The organism is Rhodococcus sp. Leaf233 (assembly GCF_001426165.1).
GTDB lineage: Bacteria > Actinomycetota > Actinomycetes > Mycobacteriales > Mycobacteriaceae > Rhodococcoides > Rhodococcoides fascians.
The window spans coordinates 112,304-129,724 of record NZ_LMRO01000010.1 but is presented as its reverse complement, the minus strand read 5'-3'; the positions used below and the strand labels follow the sequence as shown (position 1 = coordinate 129,724).

The window sequence follows — 17,421 nt, the reverse complement described above, 5'->3', positions numbered from 1 at the left end:
CGTAGTGGGTTCGTTGGATCGTATCGAGCGTCAGACGGTGGCGAGTGCCGGGTCGAGTTCGGCGTCGGTCGGTGCGTTCTTGCCCTTGATGAACTGCTTGGCGGAGACCACCAGGAATGCGGAGACGATGGTGCCCACGGCCAGCGAGACGATGAACCACAGGATGTTTCCGATGGCGAAGAACACGAAGATCCCGCCGTGGGGCGCGCTGAGGGTGACGTTGAAGGCCATGATCATGGCACCGGTGACTGCGCCGCCGGCCATCATCGAGGGGATGACGCGGAACGGATCGGCCGCGGCGAACGGGATGGCGCCCTCGGAGATGAATGCTGCTCCGAGGAACCATGCAGCCTTACCGTTCTCGCGCTCGGCCTCGGTGAACAGACGCGAACGAACGGTGGAGGCCAGTGCCATGGCCAGGGGCGGCACCATTCCGGCCGCCATGACCGCTGCCATGATGCGCAGTGATGCGGTGTCGGTGACCGACAGGCCTGCAGTGGCGAAGGCGTAGGCCGCCTTGTTGACCGGTCCGCCGAGGTCGAAGCACATCATCAGGCCGAGAATGATGCCGAGGATGATGACCGAGGAACCGCTGAGTCCGTTGAGCCAGTCGGTCAGTCCACTGGTGATCGCGGCGAGCGGCTTGCCGAGCAGCAGGAACATGATCGCGCCGACGATGAGGGTGGCGAACAGCGGGATGATGACGACGGGCATCAGGCCACGCAGAACTGCGGGGATCTTCCACTTGCTGATCCACAGTGCGACGAAGCCGGCAATGAGGCCACCGACGAGACCGCCGATGAAGCCTGCGCCCACCAATACAGCCACTGCGCCGGCGGTGAAACCTGGTGCCAGACCTGGTCTGTCGGCAATGGCATAGGAAATGTAACCGGCCAGCGCGGGCACCAGGAAGCTGAAGGACAGCGCGCCGATCTGGAACAGCACGGCACCGAGGTAGGCGGCGATTCCGCCTTCGGGCAGCGAGGTGATGGAGTTGTTGACGACGATGTCTTCGGCGACATCCTTGATTTCGTACCCACCGAGCAGGAATCCGAGGGCGATCAGGAGTCCACCGGCGGCGACGAACGGAATCATGTAGCTGACACCGGTCAGCAGGATCTGACGCAGGCGGGTGCCCCATCCGAGCTCACCGGCAGAGTCGGTGGAGCCGGCCGCGACGGCGGTGCCGCCGACGCGGGCAGCATCCGGATTGAGAGCTGCGCGGAGCGCTTCGGTGACCATGACGTCGGGCTCGTTGATGGCGCGCTTGACACCGGAAGAGATGACGGGCTTACCGGCGAATCGCTCACGGCCCTTGACGCCCACGTCGGTGGCGAAGATGACGGCCTCGGCACCGGCGATGAGTGCGGGGTCGAGGGGCGTGCTGCCGCTCGAGCCCTGAGTCTCCACGTGCACCGTGACGCCCGCGCGCTCACCTGCGGCGACGAGTGAATCGGCAGCCATGTAGGTGTGCGCAATTCCGGTGGGGCAGGCGGTGATTGCCACGATGTGCTTGGGCGAGGCGGTTGTTGCCGTCTCGGGGGTGGCTGCAGGCGCACTGTGTTTCGCGGTGTCGACCGGCGCTGCTGCAGCGGTTGCGGCAACCGGCTTGGCGGCCGGGTTGATGACTCCGTCGACCAGCGAGACGATCTCGGCGGGCGAGGACGCGTTACGCAGTGAGGTGACGAACTCGGGCTTGACCAGTGCCCGAGCCAGGCTCGAGAGCAGCTTCATGTGCGCCGAACCGGCTCCGGCCGGTGCAGCGATGAGGAAGACGAGATCGGCGGGGCCGTCGGGGGCACCGAAGTCGACCTTGGGGTTCAGGCGGGCGAAGCCGAGCGAAGCGCTCGTGACCGCCTCGGAACGGCAATGCGGAATTGCGATGCCGCCGGGCAGGCCGGTGGCCGACTGAGCTTCGCGAGCAAGGGCTGCGTCGCGCAGGGCGTCGGTGTCGGTTGCGCGACCCGCGTGGGACAGCACGCCTGCGAGGCGTTCGATGACGGCAGCTTTGGATTCGCCCAGATCGGCGTCGAGGAGGATCAGATCCTCGGCGATGATCGGCTGATCTTCGGTGGGGCTGGACATGGGGGCTCCTAGAGACGGTTCGAAGAAGGGGAGAGCGTGGACGGGGTGACGGACGTGGAGATGTCGAGCGCGCGAACCGTCACCGAAGTCGGATGGGTCTGCTCGGGCAGGGGAAGCGTGGTGCCTGGAAGTGCGGTGGCTGCCGTTCCGTAGGCGACGGCGCGGCGAAGTTTGTCTGCGTCGGAACAGTTCTCGACGTCGGCCAGAATGTAGCCGGCCAGCGAGGAGTCTCCTGCGCCGACGGTGCTGACGGCAGTGATCGGAGGTGGGCTGGCGTACCAGGCACCGCCCTGGGTGACCAGGACTGCTCCGGCGCTGCCGAGCGTCGCCAGTACGGCACCTACTCCTCGGCCGAGAAGAATGGTTGCGGCGGCGACAGCGGCCGATGGATCACCCTGTGCCGCAGCGCTTTCCAACTCCTCGGAATCGTGCCCGGTGAGCTGGGCGAGTTCCTCCGAATTGGGCTTGATCAGGTCGGGTGCCGATTCCGGAAACCGATCTGCGAGAGCGAGCAGCGGCTCGTCGGAGGTGTCCACCGCAACTTTGGCCGTGGTAGCGCGAAGGGCGACAACCAGTTCCGCGTACCAGTCGACGGGCAGGCCGGGAGGAAGCGAACCCGACAGCACCACCCACTCGGCATCGACAGCGAGAGTGAGAATCCGGTCTCGCAGCTCGGCGCGTGTCTGCTCCGACACCGTTGCACCCGGCTCGTTGATCTTGGTGGTCGTGCCACCGATTTCGCTGACGGTGATGTTGGTGCGCGCCGGTCCGGACGTCGGAACTGCCGAGTATCGAACTCCTTTGGCGGACATCGCGTCGAGTAATGGATCGCCGACGTTGGCCGGCAGGACGGCCAGCGCCTCTACTCCCGATCCGCCGATGACGCGAGCGACGTTGACGCCCTTGCCGCCCGGGTCGACGGCCGAGGACGACGCCCGGTGCACGCCGCCGCGGGTCAGTGGCGTCTCGAGCGTGACCGTGCGGTCCATGCTCGGATTGGCCGTGAGCGTGACCATCATGCGATCACCACCTCGATTCCTTTGTTGCTGAGTTGTTTACGGTCTTCGTTCGAGATGTCGCTGTCGGTGACGATGACGTCGATGGTGTCGACTCGGGCGAAACTCACCAGGTGCTCGCGGCCGATCTTGGACGAATCTGCCAGCACGACAACATGATTTGCGGCCTCGACCATGGCGCGCTTGACCGCGGCTTCGTCGCTGTCGGGGGTGGACAGTCCATGTCCGACGCTGATGGCGTTGGTTCCGATGAACGCAACGTCCACCCGTAGCCATTCGAGGGCGCGCAGTGCCTCGTCGCCCACAGCGGCCTGTGTCGTTCCTCGAACACGCCCGCCGAGCAATCGAAGACTGATGCTCGGCATGGTTGCGGCCCGGGCTGCGATCGGTACGGAGTTGGTGACCATGGTGAGTTCGCGATCGTGCGGTAGCAGTCCCGCCAGGCGGCCGGTGGTGGTGCCCGCATCGAAGACGGCGCTGCCGCCGACGGGTGGGAGGAACGACAACGCAGCAGCTGCGATCGCGTCCTTCTGGTCTGCGCGGGTGAATTCCCGCTCCGAAACGCCCGGCTCGAGTGTGGTCAGCGCCGAGGCGGGTACCGCTCCACCGTGCACGCGGCGTACCACTCCGAGTCGATCGAGGGTGGCCAGATCGCGTCGCACGGTCTCGGTGGTGACGCCGTAGTTGGCGGCCAGGTCGTTGACGGAGACGCGTCCTTGCGTGCTGATCAGCTCAGCGATGGCGTGCTGTCTTTCTTCTGCGTACACCTGCGTCTCCTTCCCGGTTGATGTTGCTTTATGTTGTTTTACGCCCGTGTGTGTTGACATGTCAAGGGTTTGGAGTAATCTCGGTCACAACATCATCGGGAAGCCAGGTGCGGCACACTCATCTGACATCCGGGACGACAGACGTACACGCAGGATCCGAGGAGGACCACATGACGGGATCGGTCAGCACCGCATCGACCGGACACACCGATGCAGCACCTGCTGCAGATGGGATGTCGTCGATCGGAGGGGAGTCCACGACACTGCGCGGCACACCCGTCGTGCCCGGAGTCGGCTACGGACCCGTCATCCGTCCCGGGGCACGTCCGGCCATCCCGGCCGACACCGGTGAGGTGGCCGAAGCGAATCGCGATGCGGAGAAGGACATCTTCGACTCGGCCGCGAACGCCGTCGCGACGCGGCTGCGCGGCCGTGCAGAGTTGGCGACCGGGGCAGCGTCGGAGGTGCTGTCGGCGAATGCGGCCATGGCATCGGACCGTGGTTGGCTCGGGGCCGCACGATCCTCGATCGCCAAGGGCAGCACCGCCGTCACCGCCACTGCTGCCGCGACCGAGAAGTTCGCCGCCATGTTCACCCAGCTCGGCGGATTGATGGCCGAACGAGTGACCGATCTGCGCGACATTCGCGATCGCGTCATCGCCGAAATTCTCGGTGTGCCCGAGCCGGGTGTTCCCGTGCCGGCCGAACCGTCGGTACTGTTCGCCGACGATCTGGCACCCGCCGACACCGCGGGCCTCGACCCCACCCTCATCGTCGGCCTCGCCACCTCACTGGGCGGCCCGACCAGTCACACCGCGATCATCGCGCGGCAGCTGGGGATTCCCTGCATCGTGGCCGTCGCAGGTCTCGACGACATCGCCGCCGGCACGCATGCATCCGTGGACGGAACCAGCGGACGCATCGAACTGGAACCGGATGCCGACACCGCCCGCGCGGCAGTCGTCTCGGCCAGGGACGAATTGGACCGAGTGTCTCGGTGGATCGGGCCGGGCGCGACGTCCGACGGGCATTCCGTCGATATCCTCGCCAACGTTCAGGACGGTGCCGGTGCCCGCGCAGCGCGCTCCAGCGCAGCCGACGGGGTGGGATTGTTCCGCACCGAACTGTGCTTCCTGGACCGCGATTCCGAACCGACCGTCGACGAGCAGGCGGAGATCTACGGCCAGGTCCTCGACGCCTTCGCAGGCAAGAAGGTCGTCGTCCGCACCCTGGACGCCGGCTCGGACAAGCCCCTTCGATTCGCCAACCACCCCGACGAGGCCAATCCGGCGCTCGGCATCCGCGGTATCCGTATCGCCGAAGCCGACCGCGGCATTCTGTACCGCCAGCTCGACGGCATCGCCGCGGCAGCGAAGGCGACCGATTCGTCCCCGTGGGTGATGGCACCGATGATCGCCACCGCGCAGGAGGCACAGGACTTCGCCGCGGATGTGCGCGAACGCGGACTGACCCCGGGCGTCATGATCGAGATTCCCGCTGCCGCTCTGCTCGCCGAGCACATCCTCGAGCACGTGGACTTCCTGTCCATCGGCACCAACGATCTGGCTCAGTACACGATGGCCGCCGACAGGATGTCGGCGCAGCTGGCCGGTCTGACCGATCCGTGGCAACCGGCCGTGCTCGCACTGGTGGCGCACACGGCCGCGGCCGGCGCGAAGGTGGGCAAGCCCGTCGGTGTCTGCGGCGAAGCTGCCGCCGACCCCCTGCTGGCCTGTGTGCTGGTAGGAATGGGCATCACGTCGTTGTCCGCGGCCTCCGCCGCCGTCGCCCACGTCGGGTCCAAGTTGGCGACCGTGACCCTCGATCAGTGCAAGGCCGCTGCTGCCGCTGCACTGAAGACCGACAGCACGGCCGCAGCCCGTGAGGCAGTGAGCGCGATCCTCGGGTGACGCAATAGTCTCTTCCCATCATGAGAACTATGGGTTGGACGCTGCACGGAAACGGACGAACCGTCGACGCGGGGGCGGTGGTCGCACCGGACGAACGGTTGTCGTGGCCACGCACTGTCGGCATCGGGATGCAGCACGTCGTCGCGATGTTCGGGGCCACACTGTTGGTTCCGACCATCACCGGGTTCCCGGTCTCGACGACGCTGCTGTTCTCGGGCATCGGTACTGCGCTGTTCCTGATCATCACGCGCGGGCGGGTGCCGAGCTACCTCGGGTCGTCGTTCGCCTTCCTGGCCCCGCTCGGTGCGACCGCAGCCGACGGACCCGCCGCGCAGCTCGGTGCCGTTCTGTGTGTCGGCGTCGTGCTGGCTGCGATCGGCTTCGTCGTGAAGTTCGCCGGAGCGCGGGTACTCGACGCAGCGATGCCGCCCGTCGTCACCGGTGCGGTGGTCGTATTGATCGGGCTCAATCTGGCCCCTGCCGCGACGACCTCGTTCGAGGCGCAACCGCTCGTCGCGGCCGTCACCCTGGTGGCGATTCTCCTCGCGACGGCCGTCGGTCCCGGTCTGGTGGGTCGGCTCGGAATCCTGCTCGGCGTCGTCGTGGGCTGGGTATTCGCTGCCGTCACCGGCGGTATCGCGCAACCACGACTCGATGCTCTGAGCGCCGCGAGCTGGATCGGGTTACCCGAGTTCCGTGGCCCGTCCTTCCAGCTGTCGGTGATTCTGGTGGCGCTGCCGGTGGTGATCGTCCTCGTCGCCGAGAACGTCGGACACGTCAAAGCCGTCGCGGCGATGACCGGAAAGAACCTCGACGACGTTGCCGGTGACGCTCTGATCGCCGATGGGTTGGCGACCACCCTCGCCGGGGCCGCCGGTGGATCGGGAACCACCACGTACGCGGAGAACATCGGCGTCATGGCCGCTACCCGCGTGTACTCGACCGCCGCGTACTGGGTTGCCGCGATCACCGCGATCGTGTTGGCGTTCTCGCCCAAGTTCGGTGCGCTGATCTTCACCGTCCCGGACGGTGTCATCGGTGGAGCGACACTCGTGCTCTACGGACTCATCGGACTGCTCGGCGTTCGAATCTGGACCGATGCCAAGGTGGATTTCACCGATCCCGTGAACCTCACCGTCGTCGCCGCCGCACTCGTCGCCGGAATCGGCGACCTGACGCTCTCCGTCGGATCGGTCGAACTCGGTGGTATCGCGTGGGGATCGCTGGGCATCCTCGTGGGATACCCGATCGTCTCGGCGTTGGCCCGAGGGAGAACGACTCGACGACGCTAGCAGGGGCGGTCACGGATCGCGCGCGTTTTGGTCATCGACCCTCGGTGCACCGCGAACGTACTGTTGAACCGTGACGTCAGTCGCACCGACGACCGCGCTGTGACACCCCTTTCTCGCGGTCGACGACGGTGCGCACCGAACAAGGAGACCCGCGTGGAACGCACACTTTTCGAGCCCGAGCACGAGCTGTTCCGGGAGTCGTACCGGAAGTTTCTCGAACAGCACGTAGCCCCCAATCACGCGAAGTGGGAAGAGCAGAACATCGTCGACCGCGGCGTCTGGGTAGAGGCCGGCAAGCAGGGCTTCCTCGGGACTGCCGCACCGGAGGAGTTCGGCGGCGGCGGCGTCAAGGACTTCCGCTACAACGCCATCGTCACCGAGGAAACCACCCGCGGCGGCTACAGCGGCATCGGCTTCACCCTGCACAACGACGTCGTCGCGCCGTACTTCATCGAGTTGGCCAACGACGAGCAGAAGCAGCGGTGGCTGCCCGGATTCTGCTCCGGTGAGCTGATCACCGCGATCGCCATGACCGAGCCGGGTACCGGTAGCGACCTGCAGGGCATCAAGACCAAGGCCGTTCGGGACGGCGACGACTGGGTACTGAACGGCTCGAAGACGTTCATCACCAACGGCATCAATGCCGATCTGATCATCGTCGTAGCGTGCACCGACCCCGAGAAAGGTGCCCAGGGCTTCAGCCTGTTGGTCGTGGAGCGCGACATGCCCGGATTCGAGCGTGGTCGCAACCTCGACAAGATCGGCATGAAGGCCCAGGACACTGCGGAACTCAGCTTCACCGACGTTCGGGTTCCCGCCGCCAACCTGCTCGGCGAAGAAGGTATGGGCTTCATCTACCTGATGCAGAACTTGCCTCAGGAGCGGCTCTCGATTGCCGTCGTCGCCGCTGCGGCCATGGAATCGGCACTGGAAATGACCATTCAGTACTGCCGTGACCGCAAGGCATTCGGTAAGTCGATCGGAAAGTTCCAGAACACGCGATTCGTGTTGGCGGAACTCGCTACCGAAACCACCGCCACCCGCATCATGGTCGACAAATTCATCGAACTGCTCAACGACGGCAAGTTGACCGTGCAGGAAGCTGCCATGGCCAAGTGGTGGACCACCGAGAACCAGGTCAAGCTCATCGACCGGTGCCTTCAGCTGCACGGTGGGTACGGCTACATGAAGGAGTACCCGATTGCCAAGGCGTACATGGATTCTCGGGTACAGACCATCTACGGCGGCACCACGGAGATCATGAAGGAGATCATCGGTCGCGGACTGAATCTCTGATTCTTTCCATCGTTCAGGACCGAAGAGAAGGGCCGCAGCATCTGTGCTGCGGCCCTTCTTCGTTGTGTCCGAACAGAGTTCAGAGCTTGCGCATCACGGTGACGACCTTGCCGAGAATGGCGGCATTGTTGCCCGGGATCGGCTCGAACAGTGGGTTGTGCGGCATGAGCCATACCTCACCCTTGGAACGCTTGAACGTCTTGACCGTGGCCTCACCCTCGATCATCGCCGCGACGATGTCGCCGTTGTCGGCCACGGACTGTTGACGCACCACCACCCAGTCGCCGTCACAGATCGCCGCGTCGATCATGGACTCGCCGACGACCTTGAGCAAGAACAACGATCCCTGACCGACCAACTCGCGGGGGAGTGGGAACACGTCCTCGACGGCTTCCTCCGCCAGAATCGGTCCACCCGCGGCGATCCGTCCGAGAACCGGCACGAACGTCGGCGTCGGCAACCGATCCTGCTCGTCGGACGCTGCCGAACCGTCCACCGCCGCCGCGGCCTGGTCGGCCTGCACCTCGTCCAGTCCGCGGACGTCCACAGCGCGAGGGCGGTTGGCGTCGCGCCGCAGGAACCCCTTGCGTTCGAGGGTGCGAAGCTGATGTGCGACGGACGACGTCGACGTCAGGCCCACGGCATCGCCGATCTCTCGAATGCTGGGTGGGTATCCGCGCTCGGTGACCGAGGCCCGGATGACCTCCAACACCTTCCGTTGGCGCTCGGTGAGCCCTGCACTGATGTCGGTGCCCACCTCCATGGCCTTCGGGGTCGGCTCGGCAGCCGGCTTTCCGGCTGCAGCCTTGCCGACCGTCGAGGATCCGGCTCGCGTGGAACCAGCTTTCGTGGAACCCGTCGTACTGGAACCGGTGATGGACCTCGTCGAGGTCTCGTCCTTCATGCTGTCGGCCTCCTGCTGATGCGGCTGGATTCGGTCTACGCGGTATCGATCCACGCGGACTGGAGTTGATGATGTCGACTCGTGTGGCGTGTGGTTTCTGACACGAATCTAGCGTGTATCAGCTGTTGAATCAAACATCTGTTCGACTCGTGTCGCGTTTTCTACAGACTTTGTCGGAGGCGCGTGATAGAACTTCGAACAAGCGTCCATCGAACGCCTGATCGAACAATCGATCCAACGAGCGAAGACGAGGTTCCGATGACCATCACCACCGATCGTCCCACCACTGCCGGTATGCGTTCGCGATCCGGTGTCGTCGAGCGTCGTCGGCGCTCGCGGCCCGTGTTGCAGAACCACGCGCGTCGGACGCAGAACGGCCCGTGCTTGCCTGTCGTGGACGAGTCCTGGACCGACGTCACCGATCGTGAGATGGCGGATCGAGACTTCGACGACACCTCGGCCCATTTCGCGAGCCAGACCGTGCGCCCACGCTCTCTCGTTCTGTGGATGTTGGCTGTGGTCGTCGTGGCCGGCGGTCTGATCGGCATCGCGAATCTGAGCGCGACCACACCCGACGCGTCCACTCAGCCCGCCGGCGCGGTCATGGTTCACGACGGAGCGCTCGTCGAGTACGCACCCAGCAGATGACCACCGGCACCATGGTGCCCAGCGTGGCTGAGTATCCTCGAAGACTGCCCCGACGCGCACATTCGTCGTCGGAGTATCGGCTACGACGGAGGCTCCCTCATGCATTGCCCGTTCTGCAGGCACCCCGACTCACGCGTGGTGGATTCGCGTGAAATGGACGAGGGTCAGGCAATACGGCGACGCCGGTCCTGCCCCGAGTGCGGTCGACGCTTCACCACCGTGGAGGCTGCCGTGCTCGCCGTCGTGAAACGCAGTGGTGTGACCGAGCCGTTCAGTCGGGAGAAGGTCGTCAAAGGAGTTCGTCGCGCCTGCCAGGGCAGAGACGTCGACAACGACGCGCTGAACCTGCTGGCTCAGCAAGTCGAAGACAATATTCGCGCGGCCGGTTCGGCCGAGATTCCCAGCAACGAAGTGGGCCTGGCCATTCTCGGACCGCTACGCGATCTCGACGAAGTGGCCTACCTCCGTTTCGCATCGGTCTACCGCTCGTTCAGTTCGGCAGAGGACTTCGAGAAGGAAATTCACGAACTCCGCAAACATCGAGAGTCCGCCGACGTCGAGTGAACCGCGGGCCGATCAGCGAGACTGATCGGCGATCGCCTTCTCGATGCGCTTCTCCGATACCGGATACGCGGTACGAATTCCCTGCGCGAACAGCCCCACCCGCAGCTCCTCGATCATCCAGAACAGCTCCTGCACACCCGGGCTGTTCTTCCTGCTCTCCGGAAGCGAATCCAACAGCCGCCCGTACGAGCCGTACACCCGGTCGAGAACGTCCATCGCCGCAGCGTCGCGGCCCGCGCTGCTCGGCAGAGTGGACAGCCGCTTCGTCGCCGCAGCGAGATAGCGTGGCAGATCTGCCAACCGTCGAGAACCGAATTCGGTGACGAAACCGCGAAAGATCAAGCCGTCGAGCTGTTCTCGGACATCGTCGGCCGGCTCACCCGATGCGGTCTGCAACTGGGCCGACAGAGCCAACGCGGCCGTCAGGACCGGTCGAACCAGTGCGAGAACAGCAGCAGTACGCCGCGGAACCTCCGCGTCCACCAGTGCCCTGAGCTTGTCGAACTCGGCCGGATCGCGAACCGGTCCGCCGTGCGCGTCCATCGCTTCTTCCACAGCGAGCGCACGGCATTCCTCGAGCAGCGCATCGACGCCGCCGTACGGGTTCTGGCCGAGCGCAAGACGTTCGGCGGTCGGCAGCCCGGCCAACAGCGCCTTCGTTCCCTTCGGTGCCGTAGCGAGCAGCAGAGTGCGGGTGCCCGCGCGCATGGCTGCTCGTTGCTGGGCGGGGGTACTGAGCACTCGCACCGCCACGCCCGAACCCTCGGGTACCAACGCCGGGTACCCGGTGACCTTCTGCCCGCCCACGTCTCGGGTGACCGTGGGTTCCAAGCGGCCCAACGTGCCCGAGGTCCACGCCAGCGTCGGGGCGCGCTCCGCGTCGCCGACCGCACGTGCGACCTGTCGGCCGACCTCACCGGCCAGACCGGCGCGCAGCGCAGTCAGATCCTTGTTGCTGCCGAGCACGGTCCCGGACGGGTCGACCGCGGCGAACGTCATTCGCAGGTGATCGGGTAGCGCCGCAGTGTCGAAGTCCTTCGCGGTGATGTGGCACTGTGCGGCCCGTGAGAGTTCTCGGGCCAGAGCCGTCACGAGTGTTTCGGCCCGCGGTTTCATCACTGCCAACGCTGCCGCAGCGAAGTCCGGAGCCGGAACCACGTTGCGTCGCAATGCCTTCGGTAGAGTCTTGATCAAGGCGGTGACGAGCTCGGCGCGCATCCCGGGCACCAGCCAGTCGAAGCCGACCGGCTGTACCTGAGCGAGCAGTGCGATGGGAATCCGCGCGGTGACGCCATCAGCGGCCGTGCCGGGCTCGAATTGATACGTCAGTGGGAATTGAATGTCACCCTGTCGCCACGCGTCCGGATACGCACCCGTCAGTACCGACGCGGCGTCCGAGTTGACGACGGTGTCCGTAGTGAAGTCGAGCAGGGACGGATCTTGCCGGCGGGCCTTCTTCCACCAGGTGTCGAAGTGTCGCGCAGACACGGCTTCCGGGGCGATGCGAGCGTCGTAGAAATCGAACAGTGCGTCGTCGTCGACGACGATGTCCCGTCGGCGAGCACGATGTTCGAGCTCGCCGACGTCGTCGAGCAGAGCCCTGTTCTTGTGAAAGAACCCGTGCTGGGTCTTCCATTCGCCCTGAACCAGTGCATGCCTGATGAAGAGCTCTCGAGACGCCTCGGGATCGATGCGGTGATAGTTGACCGGGCGCTGCGTCACCAACGGAATGCCGTACAACGTCACCCGTTCGTAGGCCAGCGCCGATTCCCGTTTGATCGACCAGTGTGGTTCGGAATACGTGCGCTTCACCAGATGCGGTGCCAACCGTTCGGCCCATTCCGGTTCGATGCGGGCGGCCATCCGGCCCCACAATCGTCCGGTCTCGACCAGTTCTGCAGCCATGACCCAGCGCGGTGGCTTCTTGAACAGACCTGACCCGGGGAAGATCGCGAAATGTGCTCCGCGGGCACCCAGAAATTCACGCTTGTCGCCCTCTCTGAGGCCGACGTGCGAGAGCAGGCCCGACAGCAGGGACTGATGCAGTGCGTTCTCGCTCGACTCTGCGTCGGGCACCGTCCATCCGAGGCCGCGAGTGATCTGGCGGAGTTGTCCGTGCAGGTCCTGCCATTCGCGGATCCGCAGGTAGTGCAGGAACTCGGTGCGGCACATGCGTCGGAACTGATTGGAAGACAGATCGTCTCGCTGCTGCCGCAGGTACTTCCACAGCTGCACGTACGCCAGGAAGTCCGAATTCTCGACGGCGAAACGGGCATGCTTCTCGTCTGCAGCCTGTTGGTGCTCGGCGGGACGCTCCCGCACGTCCTGAATCGACAACGCCGCCACCACCACCAGCGCGTCACGAAGCGATCCGTTGCCGTTGGCCTCGACCAACATTCGTGCCATTCGAGGATCGACAGGAAGGGCGGACAGTTCGCGGCCGATCGGGGTGAGCTCGGCAGTGCCGTCCTTCGTGGCCGGCTTCAGTGCTCCGAGTTCTTCCAGCAAGCCGATACCGTCGCGGATGCTGCGTGGATCCGGCGGCTCGACGAAGGGAAACGCGTCGATCTTGCCCAATCCGAGCGCGGTCATCTGCAGAATGACCGAGGCCAGATTGGTGCGCAGAATCTCCGGCTCGGTGAACTGCGGACGAGACTCGAAGTCTTCCTCCGAGTACAACCGGATACAGATCCCGTCGGCGACGCGTCCGCAGCGACCCGCCCGCTGGCGCGCAGACGCCTGTGAAATCGGTTCGATGGGCAGCCGCTGCACCTTGGTGCGCAACGAGTATCGCGAGATGCGCGCGGTGCCCGGGTCCACGACGTAGCGGATGCCGGGGACCGTCAGCGACGTTTCTGCCACGTTCGTCGACAGCACGACCCGGCGTCCCGAGTGCGGTGAGAACACCCGATGCTGTTCGGCGGCAGAGAGTCTGGCATACAGCGGCACGATCTCGGTGTTGCGGAGATTGCGATCGGCCAGCGCGTCCGCGGTATCGCGAATTTCGCGTTCACCGGACAGGAACACCAAGATGTCGCCGTCACCCTCGGACATCAGCTCGTCGACGGCCTGGCAGGTGGCCTCGACGGGATCGAGGTCGATCGTCGTTTCTCCCGCGTCGACCGTCAGAGGTCGATACCGCATCTCGACCGGGAACGTACGGCCGGATACCTCGATGATCGGTGCTGCGACCCCGTCGCGTGCGAAGTGTTGCGCGAATCGCTCCGGATCGATGGTCGCCGACGTGATGACGATCTTGAGATCGGGTCGCCGGGGGAGCAGTTGCGCGAGGTATCCCAGGATGAAGTCGATGTTCAGGCTGCGCTCGTGCGCCTCGTCGATGATGAGGGTGTCGTACTGGCGGAGCAGTCGGTCGCGTTGGATCTCGGCCAGCAGAATGCCGTCGGTCATCAGCTTGACGAGGGTCGAATCCGAGGACTGGTCGGTGAATCGAACCTTGTAGCCGATCGATTCGCCCAGTGGTTGACCCACCTCCTCGGCGATGCGCTCGGCAACGGTGCGCGCCGCCAACCTTCGGGGCTGCGTGTGACCGATCGAGCCGCGGATTCCGCGCCCCAGTTCGAGGCAGATCTTGGGAATCTGGGTGGTTTTGCCGGACCCGGTTTCACCGGCGACGATGACGACCTGGTGGGCAGCGATCGCTGCGGCGATGTCGTCCTTGCGCGCGCTGACGGGCAACGCCTGCGGATATTCGAGGGTGGGCACTGCCGCTCGACGTGTGGAGATGACGGCTTCCGCGCGAGCTACGTCGCGTTCGAGCGCGGCGACGGCGTCCTCGGTGCGGGCCTTGTCGAGACGTCGTCGGAGCCGGTTCTCGTCGCGGATGGTGAGCTGTGCAACACGTGCGGCGAGTGCTCGTCGATCACCGGACGAATTCGAGGTAGACATACTCGTACCAGGATATCCGTTACGCGGTACTGACCCGAACTCCGTCCGGGAACGAACCGATGCACTCGCCGAATTCGACGTGACTACTGTGTAGCGCATGTCTTCCGACCTGGATCCAGCCGCCTCCACACACACCTCCGCGCTGTGGCACGGCTTCGCCGACATGGGCAACGTCACCGCCAATGGGCCGTTCGTCGTCTCGCGAGGCGAGGGTGCGTACATCTTCGACAACGAGGGCAACCGATACCTCGACGCCACCGCCGGTCTGTGGTTCACCAACGTCGGTCACGGTCGCCGCGAGATCGCCGACGCCGTTGCCGCGCAGCTGAGCTCGATCGCGCACTACTCCAACTTCGGCGACTTCGTGCCCGAGACCACGTTGGCACTGGCCGATCGTCTCGCCGCCATCGCACCGGTGCCGGGCAGCAAGATCTTCTTCACCTCGGGCGGATCGGACTCCATCGACACCGCGGCGAAGCTTGCGCGCCGCTACTGGGTCGAAATGGGACGGCCGTCCAAGAAGATCATCGTCGGCCGGCAGAAGGCCTACCACGGCATGCACGTCGCGGGCACCGCGCTCGCCGGCATTCCGGTCAACAAGGAGAACTACGGCGAGCTGATGCCGGACGCCAGAACAGTGGCGTGGGACGACGCGAAATCGCTTCTCGCGCTGATCGAAGAGGTCGGAGCCGAGAACGTCGCCGCCTTCTTCTGCGAACCGGTGATCGGAGCGGGTGGAATCTACTTGCCTCCCGAGGGCTACCTACGTGAGGTACGGCAGATCTGCCGCGACAACGACGTGCTGTTCGTCGCCGACGAAGTGGTGACCGGATTCGGCCGGATCGGAGGTAGTTGGTTCGCCTCCACCCGCTTCGAGCTCGAACCCGACCTGATGACGACCGCCAAGGGGTTGACATCGGGCTACGTCCCGATGGGCGCCGTGTTCATCGCTCCGAAGATCGCCGAACCGTTCTTCGCAGGCGGAGTCTGGTGGCGTCACGGCTACACCTACGGTGGCCACGCAGGTGCAGCCGCCGCAGCGATGGCCAATCTCGACATCATCGAGCGCGAGGACCTGCTGAGTCACTCCAAGCGCATCGAAGCCGCACTGCACACCCACCTCGCGCCCCTGGCCGACCACGATCGGGTCGCGGAAGTCCGCAGCGGCATCGGCGCTGTCGCTGCCGTTCAGCTCGCCGACCCGGCGGAGGCATTACCGTTCGTGAAAACGTTGAGAGCTCATGGTGTTTCGGGCCGCGCGGCCGGACAGGGTGCAATGCAGATCTCGCCGGCGTTCGTCATGACCGACGCCGAGATCGAGGATATGGCCTCGCGCATCCTCAGTGCGCTCGGCTGAACCGGAGTCTGCTCAACAGCTGCTTCCCCCGCGAGAGCGGGGGAGCAGGTTCGGGTTCCGGCTCAGCGGAGATTGCGGCGAACCGCCGGTGCAGCTGATCGCGCACTTCGTCGGGCGCATACGCGCGCCGCTTGCGCTCGGACCGCACCACCAACGCCCCGGTGGCCGCAACCCCGGCCATCCCGGCGAGACCGAGAGCTTTCCAGACGTTCATGCGGCAACCGTACCGCCACGAGATCTAGGGTTGGTCCATGAATCCGTCGCGAATCAGCCTCGATACCGCTGTGGATGCCACCAGAACCGGCGACATCTGGATCTTCCGCGGCCACTCGTCGGCGGACCGCGCAATCCAGGCTTTGACGAACAGCCCGGTCAACCACGTCGGTATGGCCGTCGTCCTGGACGACCTCCCGCCGCTGATGTGGCATGCAGAGCTCGGAAAGTCGTTGCAGGACATGTGGACCGGAAACTTCCAGCGTGGAGTGCAGCTGCACGACCTACGCGCTGCCGTCACGCACTGGGCCCAGCGGTATCAACAGCGTTGTTGGCTGCGGCAATTGGACGGATACGCCGGTCGTTCCCCTGGCTCCACTCCGGCCGTGACGAAGGAGCAGGAAGACGCGCTGCTTCGCACCATCGCGCGGATGGACGGAACGGCTTTTCCGACCACCGCGGCGCTCGCCGGTCGGTGGTTTCGTGGACGCGTGCCGGCGCTCCGAAAGAACGCGCAGGAGAGCGCTGCGCTCGAAACCGCGTACTGCGCCGAAGTTGTTGCAATGACCTACGACTCGATGGGTCTGTTGACGGGAAACAAGAAAGCCAACTGGTTCGATCCAGGAAAGTTCTGGAGCGGCGACCGTCTGCCACTGGCGGAAGGGGTGCGTCTGGGTGAGGAAATCGAAGTGGACGTGCCCGTCACACCGTGATCGAGTCGTCGTCGACGCTTCGGCCCCCGAGCTCCACCCACCCGTCCTCGTCGACGGTGGTCCACAGCTCAGACCCCGCACCCTGGACGATGTTCAGGCCCCGACCGAGCTCGGCAGTGAGCCGGACGGCGGCAGCTCCTGTTGCCTCGTCCTCGGCGATTCCCATCATCGGGGCGAACATGCGCGAGCGCAGTTCGGCGCGCTGCTCGTCGGTCCAGGCCCAGATGTAGTGGTGGCCACTGTCGTAGGTGTTCGGATCTGCCGCCGCCACCTCGGCTGCGTCGTGGACCTGGTGAAACGTGAATTGCGGAGTCCACTCGGCGCGTGCACGCACCCAGGTGAGCTCGCCGTCGTAGCGGATGTCGAGCGTGGCAGCGGGGACGGTGAGTGTCTGCACCGAGTGTTCGTTGTTGCGAAGCCACCATGACAGTCCGACCGTCGGATGTCCGGCGAACGGGAGCTGAGTCGCCGGGGTGTAGATCGTTGCCGACGCGGTACCAGGTGACGAGCGATCGACGAACACCGTCTCGCTGAAACCCAACTGCCTAGCAACATCCTGCCTGTCGCTCTCGCCTACAGCCTGTGCGTCGACGATGCCCAGTGGATTACCGAACCTGCCGTCGGCATCGGTGAACACTCGGACGACGGACACTTCGATAGCCATGCGGGGACGTTACCAATACGTCGTCGACGCGTCTCGATCGACGACGAACGGGGACCCGCCGCAGCGGATCCCCGTTTCGACCT

The 17,421-nt window shown here is 65.1% G+C and carries 14 protein-coding genes; 7 read left to right on the top strand and 7 right to left on the bottom strand.

Annotated elements, in window-relative coordinates:
- Positions 1-30: 30 nt before the first annotated feature.
- From ASH04_RS16210 to ASH04_RS16200, 3 genes are read right to left on the bottom strand one after another with little or no spacing between them, the layout of a single operon-like run.
- Positions 31-2,085 (bottom strand): PTS fructose transporter subunit IIABC, encoded by a 2,055-nt coding sequence (locus ASH04_RS16210; RefSeq protein ID WP_048318369.1) that lies wholly within the window; start codon positions 2,083-2,085, stop codon positions 31-33.
- An 8-nt stretch (positions 2,086-2,093) separates the two neighbouring features.
- Complete coding sequence (locus ASH04_RS16205) at positions 2,094-3,104, bottom strand: 1-phosphofructokinase family hexose kinase (RefSeq protein WP_057474055.1); 1,011 nt, start codon at positions 3,102-3,104, stop codon at positions 2,094-2,096.
- On the bottom strand, positions 3,101-3,868 hold the full coding sequence (locus ASH04_RS16200; RefSeq protein WP_057474054.1) for a DeoR/GlpR family DNA-binding transcription regulator: 768 nt from the start codon (positions 3,866-3,868) through the stop codon (positions 3,101-3,103). Before ASH04_RS16200 ends, ASH04_RS16205 begins: the two co-directional genes overlap by 4 nt.
- A 233-nt stretch (positions 3,869-4,101) precedes the next feature.
- Here ASH04_RS16200 and ptsP point away from each other — a divergent pair, with 233 nt between their 5' ends.
- The 3 genes from ptsP (at position 4,102) to ASH04_RS16185 (ending at position 8,366) form a co-directional block, all read left to right on the top strand.
- On the top strand, positions 4,102-5,778 hold the full coding sequence (gene ptsP / locus ASH04_RS16195) for a phosphoenolpyruvate--protein phosphotransferase (protein WP_057474165.1): 1,677 nt from the start codon (positions 4,102-4,104) through the stop codon (positions 5,776-5,778).
- A 20-nt stretch (positions 5,779-5,798) separates the two neighbouring features.
- Positions 5,799-7,070, top strand: coding sequence for a uracil-xanthine permease family protein (locus ASH04_RS16190; protein ID WP_032400221.1), 1,272 nt, complete (start codon positions 5,799-5,801; stop codon positions 7,068-7,070).
- A gap of 153 nt (positions 7,071-7,223) precedes the next feature.
- On the top strand, positions 7,224-8,366 hold the full coding sequence (locus ASH04_RS16185) for an acyl-CoA dehydrogenase family protein (protein ID WP_027496854.1): 1,143 nt from the start codon (positions 7,224-7,226) through the stop codon (positions 8,364-8,366).
- Between the two features lie 79 nt (positions 8,367-8,445).
- Here the strand turns inward: ASH04_RS16185 and lexA are convergent, their stop codons facing one another.
- Positions 8,446-9,129, bottom strand: coding sequence for a transcriptional repressor LexA (gene lexA / locus ASH04_RS16180; RefSeq protein ID WP_027496855.1), 684 nt, complete (start codon positions 9,127-9,129; stop codon positions 8,446-8,448).
- A gap of 399 nt (positions 9,130-9,528) precedes the next feature.
- On the opposite strand from lexA, the gene ASH04_RS16175 reads away from it, so the two are divergent.
- Entirely contained in the window at positions 9,529-9,918 is a 390-nt protein-coding gene (locus ASH04_RS16175; protein ID WP_032383680.1) for a hypothetical protein, read from the top strand.
- Between the two features lie 99 nt (positions 9,919-10,017).
- Complete coding sequence (gene nrdR / locus ASH04_RS16170) at positions 10,018-10,482, top strand: transcriptional regulator NrdR (protein WP_027496857.1); 465 nt, start codon at positions 10,018-10,020, stop codon at positions 10,480-10,482.
- A gap of 12 nt (positions 10,483-10,494) precedes the next feature.
- On the opposite strand, the gene hrpA is transcribed toward nrdR, so the two are convergent.
- On the bottom strand, positions 10,495-14,391 hold the full coding sequence (gene hrpA, locus ASH04_RS16165) for an ATP-dependent RNA helicase HrpA (protein WP_057474053.1): 3,897 nt from the start codon (positions 14,389-14,391) through the stop codon (positions 10,495-10,497).
- Between the two features lie 97 nt (positions 14,392-14,488).
- Here hrpA and ASH04_RS16160 point away from each other — a divergent pair, with 97 nt between their 5' ends.
- Positions 14,489-15,748, top strand: coding sequence for an aminotransferase family protein (locus ASH04_RS16160; RefSeq protein WP_032391489.1), 1,260 nt, complete (start codon positions 14,489-14,491; stop codon positions 15,746-15,748).
- On the opposite strand, the gene ASH04_RS16155 is transcribed toward ASH04_RS16160, so the two are convergent.
- The gene (locus ASH04_RS16155) at positions 15,732-15,962 is read right to left on the bottom strand and encodes a hypothetical protein (protein WP_027496860.1); all 231 of its coding nucleotides are present in this window, start codon (positions 15,960-15,962) and stop codon (positions 15,732-15,734) included. The two genes, ASH04_RS16160 and ASH04_RS16155, sit on opposite strands and share 17 nt — an antisense overlap.
- 37 nt (positions 15,963-15,999) lie before the next feature.
- Between ASH04_RS16155 and ASH04_RS16150 the strand changes: the two genes are divergently transcribed.
- On the top strand, positions 16,000-16,674 hold the full coding sequence (locus tag ASH04_RS16150; protein WP_027496861.1) for a hypothetical protein: 675 nt from the start codon (positions 16,000-16,002) through the stop codon (positions 16,672-16,674).
- Here the strand turns inward: ASH04_RS16150 and ASH04_RS16145 are convergent.
- Positions 16,664-17,338: a PhzF family phenazine biosynthesis protein gene (locus ASH04_RS16145; protein ID WP_057474052.1), complete on the bottom strand. Its 675-nt coding sequence runs from the start codon at positions 17,336-17,338 to the stop codon at positions 16,664-16,666. The two genes, ASH04_RS16150 and ASH04_RS16145, sit on opposite strands and share 11 nt — an antisense overlap.
- Positions 17,339-17,421 lie beyond the last annotated feature (83 nt).